Origin of the sequence: Acinetobacter yuyunsongii, assembly GCF_041021915.1 — a bacterium.
GTDB lineage: Bacteria > Pseudomonadota > Gammaproteobacteria > Pseudomonadales > Moraxellaceae > Acinetobacter.
On sequence record NZ_CP157435.1, the window covers coordinates 795,022 to 815,028 of the forward strand.

At 39.3% G+C, this 20,007-nt stretch carries 15 protein-coding genes, 3 tRNA genes and 2 pseudogenes; 12 read left to right on the forward strand and 8 right to left on the reverse strand.

Annotated features, from left to right (window positions below; translation table 11 throughout):
* The first annotated feature begins 180 nt into the window (after positions 1 to 180).
* Genes pgaB through pgaD form a run of 3 tightly spaced genes read left to right on the forward strand, consistent with a single transcriptional unit; the run spans position 181 to position 3,897 of the window.
* A complete protein-coding gene (gene pgaB / locus ABLB98_RS03850; RefSeq protein WP_348883178.1) occupies positions 181 to 2,178 on the forward strand; it encodes a poly-beta-1,6-N-acetyl-D-glucosamine N-deacetylase PgaB in 1,998 nt (665 codons plus the stop codon).
* Positions 2,179 to 2,193: 15 nt separating this feature from the next.
* A complete protein-coding gene (pgaC, locus tag ABLB98_RS03855; protein ID WP_005158135.1) occupies positions 2,194 to 3,450 on the forward strand; it encodes a poly-beta-1,6-N-acetyl-D-glucosamine synthase in 1,257 nt (418 codons plus the stop codon).
* Between the two features lie 30 nt (positions 3,451 to 3,480).
* Positions 3,481 to 3,897 (forward strand): poly-beta-1,6-N-acetyl-D-glucosamine biosynthesis protein PgaD, encoded by a 417-nt coding sequence (gene pgaD / locus ABLB98_RS03860; RefSeq protein ID WP_249571286.1) that lies wholly within the window; start codon positions 3,481 to 3,483, stop codon positions 3,895 to 3,897.
* A gap of 134 nt (positions 3,898 to 4,031) precedes the next feature.
* On the opposite strand, the gene ABLB98_RS03865 is transcribed toward pgaD, so the two are convergent.
* Positions 4,032 to 4,117: transfer RNA gene (locus ABLB98_RS03865), tRNA-Leu, on the reverse strand.
* Positions 4,118 to 4,325: 208 nt separating this feature from the next.
* Between ABLB98_RS03865 and ABLB98_RS03870 the strand changes: the two genes are divergently transcribed.
* Positions 4,326 to 6,086, forward strand: coding sequence for an alkaline phosphatase D family protein (locus ABLB98_RS03870; RefSeq protein ID WP_348883180.1), 1,761 nt, complete (start codon positions 4,326 to 4,328; stop codon positions 6,084 to 6,086).
* 116 nt (positions 6,087 to 6,202) lie between these two features.
* Here ABLB98_RS03870 and ABLB98_RS03875 read toward each other — a convergent pair.
* Positions 6,203 to 6,288: transfer RNA gene (locus ABLB98_RS03875), tRNA-Leu, on the reverse strand.
* A 14-nt stretch (positions 6,289 to 6,302) separates the two neighbouring features.
* Positions 6,303 to 6,376 (reverse strand) — tRNA-Cys (locus tag ABLB98_RS03880).
* A 152-nt stretch (positions 6,377 to 6,528) separates the two neighbouring features.
* Here ABLB98_RS03880 and folD point away from each other — a divergent pair.
* The 3 genes and pseudogenes from folD to ABLB98_RS03895 all read left to right on the forward strand — a co-directional run bounded on the left by folD (position 6,529) and on the right by ABLB98_RS03895 (position 8,492).
* A complete protein-coding gene (folD, locus tag ABLB98_RS03885; protein WP_208727764.1) occupies positions 6,529 to 7,377 on the forward strand; it encodes a bifunctional methylenetetrahydrofolate dehydrogenase/methenyltetrahydrofolate cyclohydrolase FolD in 849 nt (282 codons plus the stop codon).
* A gap of 47 nt (positions 7,378 to 7,424) precedes the next feature.
* A complete protein-coding gene (locus ABLB98_RS03890; protein WP_249571601.1) occupies positions 7,425 to 8,093 on the forward strand; it encodes a methyltransferase in 669 nt (222 codons plus the stop codon).
* A 116-nt stretch (positions 8,094 to 8,209) separates the two neighbouring features.
* A pseudogene (locus ABLB98_RS03895) lies at positions 8,210 to 8,492 on the forward strand (GNAT family N-acetyltransferase).
* A gap of 53 nt (positions 8,493 to 8,545) precedes the next feature.
* On the opposite strand, the gene ABLB98_RS03900 reads toward ABLB98_RS03895, so the two are convergent.
* On the reverse strand, positions 8,546 to 8,971 hold the full coding sequence (locus ABLB98_RS03900; protein WP_087548097.1) for a hypothetical protein: 426 nt from the start codon (positions 8,969 to 8,971) through the stop codon (positions 8,546 to 8,548).
* Positions 8,972 to 9,229: 258 nt separating this feature from the next.
* Between ABLB98_RS03900 and glpK the strand changes: the two genes are divergently transcribed.
* The 3 genes from glpK (at position 9,230) to glpD (ending at position 13,330) form a co-directional block, all read left to right on the forward strand.
* Positions 9,230 to 10,744: a glycerol kinase GlpK gene (gene glpK / locus ABLB98_RS03905; protein WP_249571600.1), complete on the forward strand. Its 1,515-nt coding sequence runs from the start codon at positions 9,230 to 9,232 to the stop codon at positions 10,742 to 10,744.
* Positions 10,745 to 10,794: 50 nt separating this feature from the next.
* A complete protein-coding gene (locus ABLB98_RS03910) occupies positions 10,795 to 11,553 on the forward strand; it encodes a DeoR/GlpR family DNA-binding transcription regulator (protein WP_005158113.1) in 759 nt (252 codons plus the stop codon).
* 256 nt (positions 11,554 to 11,809) lie between these two features.
* Positions 11,810 to 13,330: a glycerol-3-phosphate dehydrogenase gene (glpD, locus tag ABLB98_RS03915; RefSeq protein ID WP_348883181.1), complete on the forward strand. Its 1,521-nt coding sequence runs from the start codon at positions 11,810 to 11,812 to the stop codon at positions 13,328 to 13,330.
* A gap of 51 nt (positions 13,331 to 13,381) precedes the next feature.
* Here glpD and ABLB98_RS03920 read toward each other — a convergent pair whose 3' ends face one another.
* The 3 genes from ABLB98_RS03920 to ABLB98_RS03930 all read right to left on the reverse strand — a co-directional run bounded on the left by ABLB98_RS03920 (position 13,382) and on the right by ABLB98_RS03930 (position 16,726).
* Positions 13,382 to 13,957: a hypothetical protein gene (locus tag ABLB98_RS03920; protein ID WP_348883182.1), complete on the reverse strand. Its 576-nt coding sequence runs from the start codon at positions 13,955 to 13,957 to the stop codon at positions 13,382 to 13,384.
* An 84-nt stretch (positions 13,958 to 14,041) separates the two neighbouring features.
* Entirely contained in the window at positions 14,042 to 14,419 is a 378-nt protein-coding gene (locus ABLB98_RS03925; RefSeq protein ID WP_348883183.1) for a hypothetical protein, read from the reverse strand.
* 477 nt (positions 14,420 to 14,896) lie between these two features.
* Complete coding sequence (locus tag ABLB98_RS03930; protein ID WP_348883184.1) at positions 14,897 to 16,726, reverse strand: phosphoenolpyruvate carboxykinase (GTP); 1,830 nt, start codon at positions 16,724 to 16,726, stop codon at positions 14,897 to 14,899.
* Positions 16,727 to 17,122: 396 nt separating this feature from the next.
* Here ABLB98_RS03930 and ABLB98_RS03935 point away from each other — a divergent pair, with 396 nt between their 5' ends.
* Positions 17,123 to 18,061 (forward strand): diacylglycerol kinase family protein, encoded by a 939-nt coding sequence (locus ABLB98_RS03935; protein WP_348883185.1) that lies wholly within the window; start codon positions 17,123 to 17,125, stop codon positions 18,059 to 18,061.
* Positions 18,042 to 18,812, forward strand: a complete 771-nt coding sequence (locus ABLB98_RS03940; RefSeq protein WP_348883186.1) for a metallophosphoesterase — start codon at positions 18,042 to 18,044, stop codon at positions 18,810 to 18,812. Before ABLB98_RS03935 ends, ABLB98_RS03940 begins: the two co-directional genes overlap by 20 nt.
* 94 nt (positions 18,813 to 18,906) lie before the next feature.
* Here ABLB98_RS03940 and ABLB98_RS03945 read toward each other — a convergent pair.
* A pseudogene (locus tag ABLB98_RS03945) lies at positions 18,907 to 19,997 on the reverse strand (IS4 family transposase).
* Positions 19,998 to 20,007 lie beyond the last annotated feature (10 nt).

Consider the following 20,007-nt stretch of genomic DNA (forward strand, 5'->3'; position numbering starts at 1 on the left):
TGATGTATATTGCGATAAAATTTATAAAATATTTTTTTAAGATTATTTTCAGTTTTTAAAATTATAAATACAATCCTTGCTCCCAGCTGACTCGCTAAAAATCTTATTTGTCCACAAATTGTAAGATGATTCATGCATGATTCGCGCTCAGCCATTTTCGAATATTGAGAAGATATCTCTATGACAACACGTTTAGTGTCTCCGACCTTAAAAACATTTTTAGGTCTAATGATTGGTTTAGTTGCGAATACAGCAACTTTTGCAGAAAATTCCAAAATTGATGCGACAACGTTAACCGTCATTGGTTATCATGAAATTACCGACCATAAAGATGCACTCATCCCAAGTTATGCAGTAACAGCACAACAATTCAGCGAGCATATCGATTGGTTACAAAATAATGGCTATCACTTTATCAATGTCGATCAACTGATTAAAGCACATCAGGGCAAATATACTTTACCCACTAAACCTGTGTTATTGACAGTAGATGATGGTTATCAGTCTTTTTATCAAAATGCTTATCCAATTGTGCGTGCGAAAAAAATTCCAGTTGTATTAGCAGTTGTCGGTTCTTGGTTAGAGCCAAAAGCTAATCAGAAAGTAGACTTTGGTGGGGAAGAGATTACGCGCAATAAAATTTTGAGTTGGAATGAACTCAAAGAAATGCAAAATAGTGGCTTAGTTGAGATCGCAAGTCATAGCTATCATTTGCATCGAGGAGTAAACGCAAACCCTCAAGGTAATTCAGAACCAGCAGCGATTACTCGAATCTATGATTCAAATACGAAAACCTATGAAAGCGATGCAAATTATCAAGCACGTGTTTATCAAGATTTAAAGAAAAATAATGAATTATTGCAGGCACATGGTTTACGTTCACCACGTGTCATGGTCTGGCCTTATGGTCGCTACAATATGCAATTAGTTCAAATTTCTAAACAATTGGGTATGCCGATTACCATTACTTTGGATGATGGCGCTGATCATGCCAAACAATCGATCCAAAATATGGGGCGTATTTTAATTCAAGGAAATATGTCAACCAATGCCTTGGCACAAGAAATTAAGAACCGCGAACTGAATTTGAATGATAATAATCGTCCGCAAAAGATCATGCATGTGGATTTAGATTATATCTATGATCCAGACCCACAACAACAGGAACGCAATTTAGGTAATCTGTTAGATCGTATCAATGCAATGGGAGTCAAGACTGTTTATTTACAAGCATTTTCTGATCCTGATGCAAATGGTTCTGCTGATATGGTGTATTTCCCAAATCGTCATATTCCAATGCGTGCGGATTTATTTAACCGAGTAGCTTGGCAAATTCAAACACGTACGCCAGTACAGCGTTTGTATGCTTGGATGCCTTTACTTGCATGGGAATTACCTAAATCAGACCCAGTGTCAAAGGATTTAGTTGTCACGCAACAAGCAAAAGCAGGCGAGCATTTGAATATGGGGTATATCCGCTTAAGCCCATATTCACCAAAAGCAAGACAAACCATTAAAGAGATTTATCAAGATCTTGCAAAATCAACGCCATTTGATGGCCTGTTATTTCATGATGATGTGACATTATCTGATTATGAAGATGCAAGCCCTCAAGCACTAGCAGCCTATGCGAAACAAGGTTTGCCAACGGATCTGGCTAAAATACGAAATAATGACGACAAGTTACAGAAATGGACTGCTTATAAAACGCGTACCCTAGATGATTTTGCAATGGAGCTCGCAGGTGAGGTGCGTCAATATCAGCCTTATTTGATGACTGCACGTAATTTGTATGCGCAAGTTGCCCTTAACCCGTACGCCGAAAATTGGTATGCACAGTCTTTAGAAGAGTCATTAAGACGTTATGATTTCACTGCAATAATGGCAATGCCGTATATGGAGCAATCGGATCATCCCGAAAAATTTTATACGGATATTATGAATCGGGTGAAACAATATCCAAACGGGATTAAAAAGACAGTGATGGAGTTACAAGCCATTAACTGGCGTAATGATCAGAAGATTCCTTCTGAAGAAATGGCAGCAACAATTAAGTCACTTTACCAACAAGGTGCGATGCACATTGCATATTATCCAGACGATCCGATTAAAGAACACCCAGATGTGGAAACGATGCGTAAGGCATTTGCTTTAAAATCATCACAATTAGTACCATAACGGAGTAATGTGTCGATGAGTATAATTGCTTTATTATGGGCTTATGCCATTAAGTTTGTTTTCTATTATCCATTATTTATGTCGTATTTATGGATGGTTGGGGCAATTATTTTTTATTGGAAAGAGCGCCAAGATCCTCCATATCAGCAGCCAGCAACTTTGCCTGAATATCCTAAAGTTGCTGTACTCGTTCCTTGTTTTAACGAGGGGGATAACGCAGAAGAAACCATTAGTCATGCTTTGCAATTAGATTATCCAAACTTTGAAGTGATTGCGATTAATGATGGTAGTTCTGATAACACGGGCGAAGTGCTGGATCGTCTCGCGATGCAGCATGAAAAATTACGTGTGGTACATCTTGCTCAAAACCAAGGTAAAGCGATGGGACTACAAGCAGGCAGTTTAATGACTGATGCTGAGTTCTTGATTGGTATTGATGGTGATGCCTTACTAGATCCTCATGCTGCTAAATGGATGATGCGTCATTTTCTAGAAGACTCAACAGTTGCAGCAGTCACAGGTAATCCACGTATTCGTACACGTTCAACTTTATTGGGACGTATACAGGTCGGTGAGTTTTCTTCAATTGTTGGCATGATTAAACGTGCACAACGTACTTTTGGCCGTTTATTCACAGTCTCAGGTGTGATTACAGCGTTCCGTAAAAGTGCCGTACATCAAGTTGATTATTGGTCTCCAAATATGTTGACTGAAGATATTGATATCACTTGGAAATTACAACGCGCAGGTTGGGATGTTCGTTTTGAACCAAATGCTTTGGTTTGGATTTTGATGCCAGAGACTTTTAATGGTTTATGGAAGCAACGTTTGCGTTGGGCGATGGGTGGGGCACAAGTTCTGATTAAGAATATTGATGTATTCTTTAAACCAAAACTTAATTTTCTCTGGCCTTTAATGTTGGAGCTTTGCTTAACATTAGTATGGTCATATTTGATGTTGATTATGGCTGTCATGTGGTTGTTACATTTTGTATTTACAATCCCAGCCCTTGCTATCGTTAGTTCACCATTTTTACCATACGGTAGTGGAATTTTATTAGGTGCGACCTGTTTAATTCAGTTTGCTTTAAGCAAATGGATGGATAGTCGTTATGAGCCAAGCCTAGGGAAAAATTATTATTGGATGATTTGGTACCCATTTGTGTTTTGGTTAATTACGATTACTGCTACAATCGTCGCCTTTCCAAAGGTACTGTTGCGTGGTGATGAAAAACGCGCCCGTTGGATTAGCCCAGATCGTGGAATTCGTTGAGTCGCAAGATTCATTTTGCTGAGACTAGAAATGAAAGCAAATAGTTTGATTATCGATGTACGTCGCCAACTCCCATGGCATAAGCGTTATTTTTCTACGACCACAACAGCAATGATGTGGGCAGGTTGGCTGCTATTATGGCGACCATTTATTTTGGTTTGGGTGTTAATTGAACTGCAAAAAACGCATCTTGCACAACGTTTAATGGCTGCATTCAGTCAAGGTCTTGAGCACGGAATTACAGCACTTTTCATGTGTGCGGTAGCATTATTATTATGGGGGCTTTTACCTTCAAAATGCGTACATAAAAAACATGCAATTGAAAAAGCACTACCTGATTATGCACGTTATTTTGAGTTGCCTGAACAAGAAATTCAAGCTGGTCGCCAACAAAAAGTAACCACGCTGCATCATGATGAAAATGGTAAGATTATTAGGGTTGAATAAAATTTATTCGATTGAGAAGTATAAATGCCTTAATTTTAATTAAGGCATTTTTTTATGCTTGTCTTAAATTTTAGACATAAAAAAACCAGCTTACGCTGGATTTTTATTTGCACCATAGTTCATTAGTTGAAAAATGGTGCCCGAGGCCAGACTCGAACTGGCACGCTTTGTGGGCGGGGGATTTTAAATCCCCTGTGTCTACCGATTTCACCACTCGGGCATGTGGGCAATAATAGAGGAGACTTTAAAACTTGGCAAGAGTAAAAAGTATTAATTGCTTTCTTTTCAATCAATTCATGTGTTTATCAGATAAAAATTAAGCATTGTCATATAATTTTCATGATTATTTCATCAAACTGAGATCAAACTTTCATTTAAGCAACTTAGTTTTAATTATTTAAAGTAATAAAATTAAGGTAGCTATCCAAATGACAGCAAAAATTTCACGACGGGAACTCATTCAAAAAAGTTTATTCGGATTTGGGGCATTGTCTTTATCTGCGGGATTTACAGGATGTAATGACAGTTCAGATCAAGAAACAGCGACATTACAAGTTAATTTTGAACATGGCGTTGCCAGCGGTGATCCACTACAGGATCGCGTGATTTTGTGGACACGCTTAACACCAAGTGATAGCAGTGCACGGTTGCAAGTCACTTGGGAAATTGCGTTAGATCAGCAATTCAAGCAAATTATTAAAACCGATAAAGTCACTACCGCTGCTGCACAGGACTTTACTGTAAAGGTAGATGCAATTGGATTAAAACCAAATCAAAGCTATTTTTATCGTTTTGTTTTCGGTGATAAAATTTCGCCAGTAGGTCAGACTAAAACCTTGCCGACCAGTACATCAAAGGTTAGTTTTGCTGTGTGCTCGTGTTCTAATTATCCAGCAGGTTATTTCTATGTCTATCGGGAAATGGCAAAACAGAATGTAGATGTCGTGATTCATCTAGGCGATTATATTTATGAATATGGTGCGGATGGTTACGCTACAGAAGAGGCAGTCAAATTAGGAAGAACACTGGCGGCTGACAACAACAAAGAAATTATTAAACTGGATGACTATCGCAAACGCTATGCCTTATATCGTAAAGATAAGGACTTGCAGGCATTGCATCATCGTCATCCATTTATTGTGATCTGGGATGATCATGAGTTGGCCAATGACACATGGCGAGAGGGGGCAGAGAATCATCAATCAAATGAAGGGTCTTTCCTTGATCGTAAATTGGCAGCTTTACAGGCATATTTTGAATGGATGCCAATTCGTCCTGTAGATGAACAACACACCAGAATTTATCGCCAGTTTGATTTTGGCAATCTGGTGCAACTGACCATGCTGGATACACGGATTATTGCCCGTGATGAGCAACTAAATTATGCCAATTATATGACAGCGACAGGTCTGAACATTGCAAAGTTTCAGGCAGATTTAACCAATCCAGCACGTACCTTGATGGGATATACACAACGGGACTGGCTGCTTGGAAAACTACAGCAATCGACAGCCACATGGAATGTACTGGGACAGCAGATTTTAATGACAAAAATGCTGGTTCCAGCCGAATTGTTGCTTTCATTGGCAGAAATAACTTCAGGCAATCCAACTGCCGACACCTTAAATAAAATGAATACGCAAATTACTGAGCTAGTCACCTTAAAAATGCGTTTAAAGCAAGGTGATCCGAGCTTAACCAGTCAGGAAAAAGCTCGTATCCTCACCGTTGCACCTTATAACTTAGATGCATGGGATGGTTATTTTGTTGAGCGTGAAATTTTATACGGCACTTTGGCACAATTAAATAAAAAAGTTGTGGTGTTGGCAGGGGATACCCATAATGCATGGTCTTCTAATTTATATAGTAAAGATGGTGCATTTGTAGGTGTGGAATTGGCAACCAGTTCAGTTTCTTCACCAGGTCTGGAAAAATATTTAAATATTCCATTGGCTCGGTTACAGCAGTTTGAATTTGCATTTACCACCTTGATTGATGAGCTGAACTATTGCAACTTAAACCAACGAGGTTATCTCATGGTTCAGTTTGATGAAACTCAGGTACAGTCACAGTGGGTTTATGTGGATTCAATCAAAAAATCTGAATATAGCATTGATACAGCCAGACGATATCAGCTCAGTTTTGATAAGAATTTGTTGCCAGTGAAAGCAGGGCAGCAAGTTGCGTAAACGATTGATACATCGAGCCAAACGTTAATGTTTGGCTTTTTTATTCTTAAATTTCAGACATAAAAAAACCAGCATTAAGCTGGAATTTTTAGCACCAAATTTCATTTGCTGAAAAATGGTGCCCGAGGCCAGACTCGAACTGGCACGCTTTGTGGGCGGGGGATTTTAAATCCCCTGTGTCTACCGATTTCACCACTCGGGCTTTAAAACCAAATTTGGAGGCGGGGGTCGGAATCGAACCGGCGTACACGGAGTTGCAGTCCGCTGCATGACCATTCTGCCACCCCGCCATCATTTGGTGATGCACATATTAGCAACCTTTAGAAAAAAAACAATAGTGTTTGCCGTGAATATGCACATAAAAACAACATCTAAAAGAATATTGGTCAAATTATCATGTATTATTTACGCAATTGATTCATACCCACTTTGGAGATGCGCTGTGGCATTGGTTTTAGACGGTCGTGCGTTGGCAACACAAATCGAAGCTGATTTGTTGGTTCGTGTAGAAGCATTAAAAGCAAAAACGGGACGTACCCCAATTTTGGCAACAATTTTGGTTGGTGATGATGGTGCATCGGCAACGTATGTGCGTATGAAAGGCAACGCTTGCCGCCGTGTCGGTATGGATTCACTTAAAGTTGAGCTTCCAAAAGAAACCACAACAGAGCAATTATTGGCTGAGATTGAAAAATTAAATGCTAATCCTGATGTGCATGGTATTTTGTTGCAGCATCCAGTGCCTGAACAAATTGATGAAAGAGCATGTTTTGATGCTATTTCATTAGCTAAAGATGTGGATGGCGTGACTTGTCTAGGTTTTGGCCGTATGGCTATGGGTGAAGCAGCCTATGGTTCTGCGACACCTGCGGGTATTATGACAATCTTGCAAGAAAACAAGATCGAGATCGCGGGTAAACATGCAGTTGTGGTCGGTCGCTCAGCGATTTTAGGCAAACCAATGGCAATGATGTTATTACAGGCGAATGCGACAGTAACTATTTGCCACTCACGTACTCAAAACTTAGCTGAATTGGTAAAACAAGCAGATATCATTGTCGGTGCGGTGGGTAAAGCTGAGTTGATTCAAAAAGACTGGATCAAGCAAGGTGCAGTTGTTGTAGATGCAGGTTTCCACCCGCGTGATGGCGGTGGTGTCGGTGATATTCAATTAGTGGGAATTGAAGAGATTGCTTCTGCTTATACACCAGTTCCAGGTGGTGTGGGGCCAATGACGATTACGACTTTGATTCGTCAAACTGTTGAAGCTGCTGAAAAAGCATTAGTTTAAAGATTAATAGCCCCTCGATAAGAGGGGTTTTTTAGAATTAAAGATATATGAGTTGTACATTTCAATTTGAGAAAGCCCCTGAATATTTACTTCAAGCATTACATGAAGTCATCCCTAATACGGATCTACTAGCACAGCAGCTTCCTGAAACACCTATATCGTTATGGTTGATTCCACCAGTTTTTCCAACGGATCGTTTGGATGATGAGGTGATTCGTCGTATTTGGAATGAGACACCGTATTGGATTTTCTGTTGGGCATCTGGTTTAGCGATGGCACAGTGGTTACTCGCTGAGCCACATCATGTTAAAGATAAAGTGGTCTTGGATTTTGGTGCAGGTTCGGGCGTAGTTGCAATTGCTGCAAAAATGGCAGGTGCGAAGCGTGTGATCTGTTGTGATATTGATCCAGTAAGTCTTGCGTCATGTCGTGAAAATGCTTTGTTGAATGATGTTGAACTTGAATATTTGGATGATTTATATAAAGCCGAGCAAGTGGATGTATTGCTCGCTGCGGATGTCCTGTATGACCAATGTAATCGTTTCTTCTTGGATGAATTTCTTAAGTTCGCACCTGAAGTTTGGGTTGCCGATAGCCGAGTTAAAAACTTTAGCCATCCTCAATATATGAAAATTGATGAACGCAGTGCAACGACTTGGCCTGACTTGGATGAATCCAAAGAGTTTAGAAATGTGAGTTTTTACCGCACAAAATAAATAATGTTTAATCTAAAAATAATCAGTGTTGAGACTATCAAATCTCAACACTATTTTCCTCTTACTCATGCTAAAACATTCAGTTGAAATAGAAATAATCTTCAAAAGGAAAGAAAATGAATATTCAACAGGTTGATGATAATAAACATGGGATATTTAAGCTGTTCAACGGTGAAACAGTAGCTGGTGAAATGGCTTACACATGGGCTGGGATACTTGTTAATTATTGATCACATTGATTTGAACGATCAATTTCGAGGGCAAGGATTAGGTCGAAAACTTTTAAATGAGTTAGTTACTTTTGCAAGAAGTCGCAACATTAAAGTCATTCCTTTATACCCATTTGCAAAGTCAGTTTTCGATAAAGACCTATCAATTCTTGATGTCTTGAAGATATAAAATATATAGGATGTATAAAGCTAAAGAAAAACTTATGCATCCATGATTATTATTTATTCAGAACAAGTATAGCGAATGACTTTAAGTGTAGTCGGGCGTGCTTCAAGTGCTTGGCGTGTTGCATATCCTTCACTGTTATTGAAATCAGGTGAATTAGAAAGTCCAAAAGTTGCACGACTATTTCCAAGTTTTACGCCGTATTGTTCTTGTTGTGTAGGATTCATAATTTCATTCACACTGAGTATTGAAATTTTATAAGTTTTTCCTACGCCTAAAACTTGGTTGCATGCATGTTGTAATTTCTTTTGATCTAAATCTTGATTGGTACGTGCTGCAAGGGTGTAAGCAATCGTGGCTGAAGTTGTTGTTTTATTTTCTATTTGATAGCCCGTCACGCCGTTAAATTTGTGTGGTGTACTTTGACATGCAGTGATCACAAGTGTACTTGTAACAATAATGAATAAATTGGTTTTTTTCATATCTATGATCCTATTATTTCCATAATTAGTATGGCATAAAATAAGGTTGTTATTGTGAGTAATCTTTGAAATTGGCGCTATTCATCGTATTGAGGTTCAAAGTTAAAGAAAGAATTTTCGTTTTCGAACAATTTTGCATATAATCTGCCAAGTTTTTTATTTAATACAGAAGTCGTTGCTTTATTGCAGTATTTTTGCCCGTTTTAACGGGCATTTAGTTTATTGGTCTGCTATAAGGCAAGTCTGGATAGGTGTGTCATGATCTCTACAGATAGTCAAAAAAAATATGTGGTTGCGTTTGACCAAGGTACAACAAGTTCACGAGCAATCGTGTTGGATCATGATGCAAATGTTATTAGTATTGCTCAGCGCGAGTTCACGCAAATCTACCCACAACCAGGTTGGGTTGAGCATGATCCTATGGAAATATGGGCAACTCAAAGTGCAGTTTGGGTTGAGGCGCTAGCACAAGCGGGTATTTCAAGTGACCAAATTGCTGCAATCGGGATTACTAACCAACGTGAAACCACGATCATTTGGGATAAGAAAACTGGTAAGCCGATTTATAATGCTATTGTTTGGCAAAGCCGTCAAAGCAATGAAATTTGTAATCAGTTACATCAAGATGGTTGGGATGATTATGTTCGAAAAGTAACGGGCCTAGTCATCGATCCATATTTTTCAGCAACAAAAATAAAATGGATTCTTGATCATGTTGAAGGAAGTCGTGAGCGTGCAGAGCGCGGTGAGCTTTTGTTTGGTACGGTGGATACGTGGTTGATTTGGAAATTGACCAATGGTCAAGTTCATGTGACAGATTATACCAATGCTTCACGTACCATGCTGTTTAATATAGAAACATTGGAATGGGACGACAAACTTTTAGAAGCTTTAAACATTCCAAAAGTAATGTTACCAACTGTGCGTAGCTCATCTGAGGTCTATGGATACACACATACCATTAGTGGTCAGGAAGTTGGAATTCCAATTGCAGGTATTGCGGGGGATCAACAAGCTGCATTATTTGGACAAATGTGTGTAGAAGTCGGGCAGGCCAAGAATACCTATGGGACGGGTTGTTTCTTATTGATGAACACAGGGAAGCGTATAGTTCAATCTGAACATGGTTTGTTGACTACCATTGCATGTGGTGCAAAAGGTGAAGTGAATTACGCTCTAGAAGGTGCTGTGTTTAATGGTGGATCATGTGTGCAATGGTTGCGTGACGAACTCAAAGCGATTAATGATTCGTATGATTCTGAATATTACGCAACCAAAGTGAAAGATAGTAATGGCGTATATGTTGTGCCTGCATTTACAGGTTTGGGTGCGCCGTATTGGGACCCAACCGCACGTGGTGCGATCTTGGGTATTACACGTGGTGTGAGTATTGAGCATATTATTCGTGCGACCTTAGAGTCAATTGCTTATCAAACACGCGATGTATTAGATGCAATGCAACAAGACTCTGGCGAAAAGTTGCGGACACTCCGCGTAGATGGTGGTGTAACAGCGAATAACTTCTTGATGCAATTCCAAGCGGATATTCTTTCGACTTCAGTTGAACGTCCAGCAATGAAAGAAACGACAGGGATGGGAGCCGCATTTTTGGCTGGTTTAGCTGTCGGTTTCTGGTCGGATTTAAATGAATTGAAGAGTAGAATGTCGATCGAACGAACCTTTATACCTGAATGCAGTCAGGATCAAACTGAAAAATTGTATAAAGGTTGGTTAAAAGCTGTCGGACGTACTCGAGATTGGGCAGAAGATTAAGCTAAAATAGCCGGATATAATATGCCGTAAATAAAACAGGATTGATGAGCATGAGCTTGATACTACGCCAACAAAAAACCCTCGAATTAGTACGAGAGCGTGGTTATATTAGTATTGAAGAACTTGCTCAACATTTCGATGTTACACCTCAAACGATTCGTCGTGATATTAATCAATTAGCGGATGAAGGGCTTTTGCGCCGTTATCATGGCGGCGCTGCGCATGATTCAAGTGTTGAAAATACAGAATATACGATGCGTGTCGGGCATATGCTTGAGCAAAAAAGAACAATTGCTGAAGCTGTTGCTGCTGCCGTTCCAAATCACGCTTCTTTATTTATTAATATTGGCACCACAACCGAAGCGATTGCTCATGCACTACTGAATCACACGGGCTTAAAAGTCATTACTAATAACCTGAATGTTGCAAAGACCCTGAGCACAAAAGAGGATTTTGAAGTTCTGATTGCCAGTGGTCGTGTTCGTCCAGATGGTGGTGTCATTGGTCAAGCAACCGCTGATTTTTTCAAACAGTTTAAAGCAGATTATGCGCTTATCGGGATTAGTGGAATTGAAGAAGATGGCACATTGCTTGATTTTGATTTTCAGGAAGTGTGTGTCTCTCAAGAAATTCTTTCAAGTGCACGCCAAGTTTTTTTAGCCGCGGATAGCAGTAAATTTGGGCGTAATGCGATGATTCGATTAGGTTCACTTAAGCAAGTGGATTGTATTTTTACTGATCAACAGCCAAATGAGCAATTTATAAAAACCATCCGAGAGTTAGATGTTGGTTTGATTGTTGCAAAATAAATATTCATTTTCGAAAAATTGTTACTTTTCTTGAGTTAATCAACTTAACTCAAGATATATTCAATAAAAACTATATTTTTCTTATAAATAAATGCGGTTACCGTGTTTCTGAACTGTTAGTTTCTCCATCGAATTTTACCATTTATCTAAAAGTGTCGATAGATTGGCATTTTTTGATCTATCTTTTATTGTTTATTTTCGATTTATATGTTTAAATTTTCATTATCGAAAAATAATGAAAAATTTGTGGTGATCTATGCAAACTTCTCCTCAGACAAATGAAAAAATCTATGACCTTGCGGTCATTGGTGGTGGTATCAATGGTGTTGGTATTGCGGCTGATGCTTCAGGACGAGGTTTATCGGTATTCTTGTGTGAAAAAGATGATTTAGCCAATCATACTTCGTCTGCAAGCAGTAAGCTCATTCATGGTGGTTTACGTTATTTAGAACACAAAGAATTTCGTTTAGTACGTGAAGCGTTAGCTGAGCGTGAAGTGCTATTGGCTAAAGCTCCACATATTATTCGCCCAATGCGTTTTATTATGCCGCATCGCCCACATCTTCGCCCTGCATGGTTGATTCGCACGGGTTTGTTCTTCTATGACCATTTAGGTAAGCGTGAGAAATTATTGGGTTCAAATAATGTCTATTTTAAAGAAGATAGCCCTTTAAATTCTGCGATAACACGTGGTTTTGAATATTCTGACTGTGCTGTTGATGATGCTCGTTTGGTTGTACTTAATGCGATGCATGCCCGTGAAAAGGGTGCTGATATTGTAACTCGTACTCGTTGTTTGTCTGCACGAAGAGATGGGCAGTATTGGATTGTTGATTTAGAAAATGAAAATTGTCAATTCCAAATTAAAGCAAAGGCACTGGTCAATGCTGCTGGCCCTTGGGTCGCAAAATTCATCAAACAAGATTTAGAGCTCAAATCACCTTACGGTATTCGCTTGATTCAAGGTAGTCATATCATTGTACCGAAACTGTATGAAGGTGATAAAGCATTTATTATGCAAAATGATGACCGCCGTATTGTCTTCGCAATTCCTTATTTAGATCAATACACCATGATTGGAACTACGGATCGTGAATACCAAGGTGATCCTGCGCAAGTGCAAATTACTCAAGCAGAAACAGACTATTTGCTTGAAGTGAGCAATGCACATTTCAAAAAACAGCTTACTCAAGCGGATGTTATTTGGACATTTGCTGGGGTACGTCCACTCTGTGATGATGAATCAGATAATCCTTCTGCAATTACGCGTGACTATACTTTGGCTTTGTCCAAAGGTGAGGTGGGGCAGGCCCCATTACTTTCCGTATTCGGTGGAAAATTAACAACATATCGTAAATTGGCTGAATCTGCCATGCAACAGCTCAAGGCATTTTTTCCTGAGATGCGGGGAAGCTGGACTGCGACTGAAGCATTGCCTGGCGGTGAGAATATGCATTCTGTTGAACAATTGATGCAGGAAATCCGTGCACAAGTCACCGATGCGTCTGAAGCATTGGCAAAACGTTGGGCTACTGCTTACGGTTCACGTATTTGGAATATTTTAGGCGAGAAAAGTTCGGTTGAGCAACTTGGGCAGCATTTCGGTCAAGGCTTATATGCTAAAGAAGTCGATTATTTATGTCAGGTTGAATGGGCGACGACCAGCCAAGATATTTTATGGCGCCGTTCCAAATTGGGCTTGAGTTTTACACAAATTGAAATGAATCAATTGGATACTTATTTAGTATCCAAACAGCAAGAGCCGCATGCCGCTTAAAAAATCGTATAGCTGGACTGTTTTTAAAAAGTTTTTTGTCTAACGCCTGAGTTAAGCCGCGAAGCGGCTTCGGCTTGAATGAATTGTTAGGCTACGTCTCGCCCGTGCGACCAATGTAAACCTCTTGGCCAATACTGTATTGAGATATACGTCTAGCCCATTCTCATGCCGAAGGTATTTGAGACTCTTATCACTGTGCTCTGTTGGCGCGAAGCCATACGAGTGACTCAGGGAGCCGTCAAATTTCCACGTAGGTGGAGTGACCACTTGCATGGAGTTGCTCCCAACAAGGCGACAGACCGCGATGCGTTGTTTTGGGTTGTTGCCGAGATTTGCATGGCCAAACTCAAGCCATGAACAGTGCGAGGCTAAGCCATGAATTTGATCTGCAACCGCCAAGTCAATGGCGTGCCCATCTTGGAGGTGTGTGATGCCAGAGTGGGTAAGTAGCTTGACGAATGATTCCGTATCTTGCAGCGACATGAAGCCAACGCGAACGATCTCGTTGTCAGCGCACATGGTTTCGTTTGGAAGATGTGACTTGAAGCCGTCCCATCCGCCGGGGAATTTGCGGAGCAATGAATCTGCGCGAATAACCACAGAAATTGCTTCTATCAAAACAGCCATAGACTCCCCTTAGTAGCCTAACGCTTGGGCTCAGGAGTGCGCAGCGAAGCGGAGCGCCGCTTGGAGCCCATTGTTAGGGGATGTTTATTCCTTATCATCTTGTTCTGCGACTTTGCGTAATGGTGATACTAAGGTATCAAAGAAATCACCCGTGGCTATTTTAAATCCGATGATCCCGCCACCGATTAACCCTAACCAAACCCCAATACTGTCTTTTCCCATAATTTGCGCGCCAATATATGCACCTAAAATTGGAAACCCTACTATAAACACCAGCATTAAAAGGTACACAAGCAACATACCAAGTGCCGTGAACGGTGAAACGATTAAACCGAACCCAAGTAAAAATCCCCAAATGGGGCTATCAAGACCTCGGTAATCACCACCTATGTGCATTAGCTGAAAAATAATGACAATTACGCCAAGAATTGGCAGTAGAGCTTGAAATTGGTTTCTCATCATTCTCCCTAACTACTCTTATGCGGCAGAGGTGACACATAAGAGGCTAAAACTTGCTGCATAAGACGCCTATTTAATGAAGTATTAAACAAAATAATATTGATTTATTTTGACTTAAAACCATTATTAAATCATAAAAATAACAAGGATAATAAAATACCAGTTCATTAGCCTAAATTATTTGATTTAGTTAGGCAGCATATCTGTTATAAGCATATTAGTTATAGGGTTGGGTGGGTCTGTTATTTAAGATATCTCTAGTCGTTGTGAAACCAAAATCTTCGATTTTCGACGTGTCACTACGTTGATGGTTTGCGGCGTTTCTTTGGTTGGGGTGTTTAATTTTGCACCACAATTGTTTTAATAACTACTTATAAATGTGTTGCGCATCCTTACTTGATCAGCCAAATAAAAAGGCCACCGAAGTGACCTTTTAAATCTCCCTGAACCCCTCTTTAATCAAGAGGAAAACTAGAGTGATTAAGCAGATTTAACAGCTGCTAATAATTCATTTTGACGATCTTTAAGTGCTTGCGGTAAGCGGTCACCAAGTTTAGTGAATAACTCAGTATGGCTTTCAAGCTCTTTGATCCATTGATCTTTATCTTGAGCTGTAACAGTGTTGAATTGCTCTTTAGAGAAATCAATACCAGTCCAGTTTAACTGTTCGTAAGTTGGAACATAACCGATTGGTGTTTCAGTCGCTTCAGCACGACCTTCACAGCGATCAATAATCCACTCAAGAACACGCATGTTTTGACCGAAACCAGGCCATACGAAATTGCCTTCAGCATCACGACGGAACCAGTTTACATTGAAGATTTTTGGTAATTTGTTACCAGCAGCTTCTGCTTTAGCGCCAACTTCTTGACCAAGTTGTAACCAGTGACCGAAGTAATCAGCCATGTTATAACCAGCGAAAGGAAGCATTGCAAATGGGTCACGGCGAACAATACCTTGTTGACCAACAGCAGCAGCAGTTGTTTCTGAACCCATTGTTGCAGCTTTATAAACGCCATCAACCCAGTCAAAAGCTTCAGTTACTAAAGGTACTGTATCTGCACGACGACCACCGAAGATGAATGCAGAGATTGGTACACCTGCTGGATTTTCCCAGTCAGCATCAATAGAAGGGCATTGACCAGCTGAAACTGTAAAGCGAGCATTTGGATGAGCCGCTTTTTCACCTTCAACGTGAGGCTGACCTTTCCAGTTGGTTAAGTTTGCTGGAACTTCTTTAGAAAGACCTTCCCACCAAATTTCACCGTTATCTGTTACAGCAACGTTCGTATAGATAACATCTTTAGTTAATGTCGCCATACAGTTCGGGTTGGTTTTGGTATTTGTACCAGGTGCAACACCGAAGAAACCTGCTTCTGGATTGATTGCATATAAACGACCATCTTCACCTGGTTTGATCCAAGCGATATCGTCACCTACAGTTTCAATCTTCCAACCTTCATAACCTGCTGGTGGAATCAACATAGCAAAGTTCGTTTTACCACACGCAGAAGGGAATGCCGCAGCGATGTAGTGTTTCTCACCTTGTGGATTGGTTACGCCTAAAATAAGCATGTGCTCAGCTAACCAACCTTGCTCACGACCCATTGCAGAAGCAATACGTAAAGCTAGGCATTTTTTACCAAGTAAAGCATTACCACCATAACCAGAACCGTAAGACCAGATTTCACGAGTTTCTGGGTAATGAACAATGTATTTTTCATTGTTACATGGCCAAGCGACATCTTTTTGACCATCTTTCAATGGAGCAGCAACCGTATGAACACATGGGATAAACTCACCATCTGTACCTAATACGTCATAAACTGCTTTACCCATACGCGCCATTTTTGTCATGCTGACAGCAACGTAAGGTGAATCTGTTAATTCGATACCGATGTGTGCAATATGGCTTCCTAAAGGACCCATAGAGAAAGGAACGACGTACATGGTACGACCTTCCATTGCGCCATCAAATAAGCCGTTTAATTTCGCACGCATTTCAGCAGGCGCAACCCAGTTGTTTGTTGCACCAGCATCTTCTTGATTTTCAGAGCAGATATATGTGCGATCTTCAACACGAGCAACATCAGAAGGGTCAGAATTTGCAAGATAAGAACCAGGATGTTTTTCTTGGTTAAGTTGTTGCATGGTGCCGTTAGCGATCATCAAGTCGATCAGACGTTGATATTCTTCCGCGCTTCCGTCACACCATTCGATTTTTGCTGGTTTGGTTAATTTTGCAATTTCTTCCACCCATGCAATAAGCTTAGGGTGACGAACGAATTCTGGTGCGTTCACTTGGGTCATGGTGATGCCTTTTTAAAGTGTGTACGACGTACAATTCTATTCATTGGATGACAATGAAAATAGATGAAGTAAAAAAAGTGGCTGTATTAAAGCATAAAATCGTAAAAAAAATAAGACTACCGTGTTTGATAGAGTCTTAATCTAAGAGTGTATATTTATGGGTAACATATTGTTTTTGCGTAAATTGAGTATTTTTTGGTTCTATATGTAATTTTTTTATGTGTATTATTTTTATTTTAAATTATTATTAAAAACAATTGGATAGATTTGTTTATTTTTTTTGAGAATTATTATTGATAAATTGAATAATGCTCATCCAAAATTTACATAAACAAACTTTTAATTGTTGATTTTATAAACAAAAATACTGGTGATTTATCTTTAAGGCTGTTAGGTATGATTCAGAATTTACGGCCCTTGTCCATAATTTACAATCAAAAATCTGGCTTTCATGCAGCACAGCAAGAAGACCAATATGAAGCTCTTATGGCTTTTTGGAGTCAGAAAGGATTTGAAATTCAGGTATTTGAATTAAATTCGCACATGAATTTTGATGAAATGATGAATAATATTTTATCTCGACATCAACAGGAACATGCGCGTGGGGTAGTTGTTGCTGCAGGTGGTGATGGTACATTAAATGCCGTAGCAAAAAAGTTAATGCATACCAATATTCCAATGGGAATAATGCCCTTAGGTACGTTTAATTATGTTGCACGTGCTTTAGATATTCCGATTGATGTGGCTCTAGCAGCAGAAGTAATCGCAGTGGGTCAACCGCGCGAAGTTCATGTTGCAACGATTAATGATCAAATTTATTTGAACAATGCCAGTTTAGGTTTGTATCCTTTATTCATTAAGAAGCGTGAACTTTATAACCAGTATTTAGGGCGCTTTGCATTACATGCTTATACTTCGGCGTTAGATGTGTTACTGCGCGAACATAAATCATCAAAACTCGCACTCACTGTGGATGGGAAAAAATATCCTGTAGTTACTCCGTTAATATTCTTTGGTAATAATCAGTTGCAATTAGAGGATATGAAATTAAGAGTTGCAGAATGTGCTGCAAAAGGCAAGTTAGCTGGAGTTGTTGTTGCTAAAAGTGACCGAATCAGTTTATTAAAAATGCTATGGAAACTTGTTCAAGGGGAAATCGATCAAGCATCGGACGTCTATTCTTTTTGTGCCGAACAAATACAGGTTGACTGTAAAAAGGCCAAACTTACTGTTGCAGTCGATGGGGAATTAATGGATATGCAACCACCTTTAAAATTCTCAGTAAAAAAATCAGCCTTGAAAGTGATGGTTCCAAATGTTGTTACACCTATCTGATCTACATTTTGGTACTGAACGTGAAAAATGTATTCAAGCGATACAACTGTTTTGCCAACAAAAACGCCCAGAGGCAATTGTAATCAGTGGTGATTTAACCCAGCGTGCGCGTTTCAAGCAATTTTATGATTGCCGTCAGTTTTTAGATTCTTTACATATCCCATATCTTGTTGTGCCGGGTAATCATGATATTCCGCTTTATCATGTCTGGAATCGCTTCTTCTCTCCATTTGTACGTTACCAAGCGTTTTTTGGCCGTTTAGAGTCTACTTTAGAAACGGAGCATTTTTATATTGTTGGTATGAATAGTATTCGTCGGAGATACCATACCCGAGGGCATATTTCTCTTGAGCAAATTCATGAAACGGATACCAAGCTGAAAAATGCACCCACAAATAAAATAAAATTGGTCACATTCCATCAGCCTTTTTATACCTTCCCAAATGAGCATGGAGATAAGGATTGTCCTGTGCTTGCTAAAATTGCATTAGAACGTTGGGGTGAGACAGGGTTGTTTGGTTTATTACATGGGCATCTACACAAAGTTGCTGTTCATGATTTAAATCAAATTTTTCGGTTGGGATTCAACCATCCTATTTTGGATATTCATGCTGGAACAGCAACTTCAAATCGTTTGCATTTTGGGTTTTCAAATAGTTTTAACGTGATTTTAGATGACGGAACAATTGAGCATTATTGGTTTGATGAGCGCTTGGGAAAGTTTAAAAACTTATATAGTCAAACCGCTTAATTACCCATACACTCGTTAAAGAAACGACAAAAAAGCTTATCTATAGGACTTACGCATTGACGGATTCAAAAAAATACTTTGTACACGACAAATTTCATAGGGCCCTTGTCCTATCAGGCTTTTTCTTTCTTAAAATTGCGAGCACTTTCTTAAATTCTTCTTTTTTTCCAAAACCAATCAAACGTAGAATAGCCATTTGAACATAGTCCAAACCGTATCGAAATAAACTTACTGAAAGTCGTCCATGCTTCTTTATTTTTATCGTTTTTTTTCGATCATGTTGCCATTCACCTGTTAAATAGCACCAACAGAAACCGATCGCTAGCACTGCTATCAATTTCTTGACTCGTCTAGGGTCTGTTAAACGAGTATTTTCAAGATTGAATCCACGTCCTTTGAGACAACTAAATAAGGTTTCGATTTCCCAGCGTAATGCATAATCACGAATAGCAGAAGCATTAAACATACGAGAAACAACAAGTAAAAGTTCTCCATCTTCTAATCGTAGCGCACTAATATACAGTTTCACTCGACCAACCCAAATACGTCGTTTACGACATTCAGTTTGACCAACTTGAAGATGACGAAATAAATCACTAATTTTATGATTCTTGGCTAAGTGATTGGTCACAATAAAGTTTTTTTAACACGTATACAGAAGTTAATGTCATTTTCAATTCACCATGTAAACCATTTCTCACCGATAAATTCTCTGTCTGCGAACACATTCACAATACGATCTTTACCAAAAATGGAGATAAAGCGTTGAATCAAAGCAATACGCTCTTTTGTATCTGAATTTCCACGTTTATTGAGCAATGTCCAAACAATAGGTATCGCTATTCCACGATAGACGATGGCTAACATCAAGATATTGATATCTCGTTTTCCCCATTTCCAGTTAGTTCTATCCAAAGTTAATTGGACTTTATCGAATGAAAATATATTGAAAATTAACTGAGAAATTTGACGATAATCGAAGTACTGATCTGCAAAGAAGCGTTGTATACGTCGATAAAATGATTGTGGTAAGCACGTGATGGGTAAGGCTTTAGATGCAGAAGAAAGGTTGCATGTCTGTTTTACAATTAATGCCAGCATAATCAGTGTAAAACATTTTACATGTGACTTGTTCCACTTTAGATATTTGTTTAAGATGAGATGTAACTCATTGAAATGTGTCATCATATTCGTC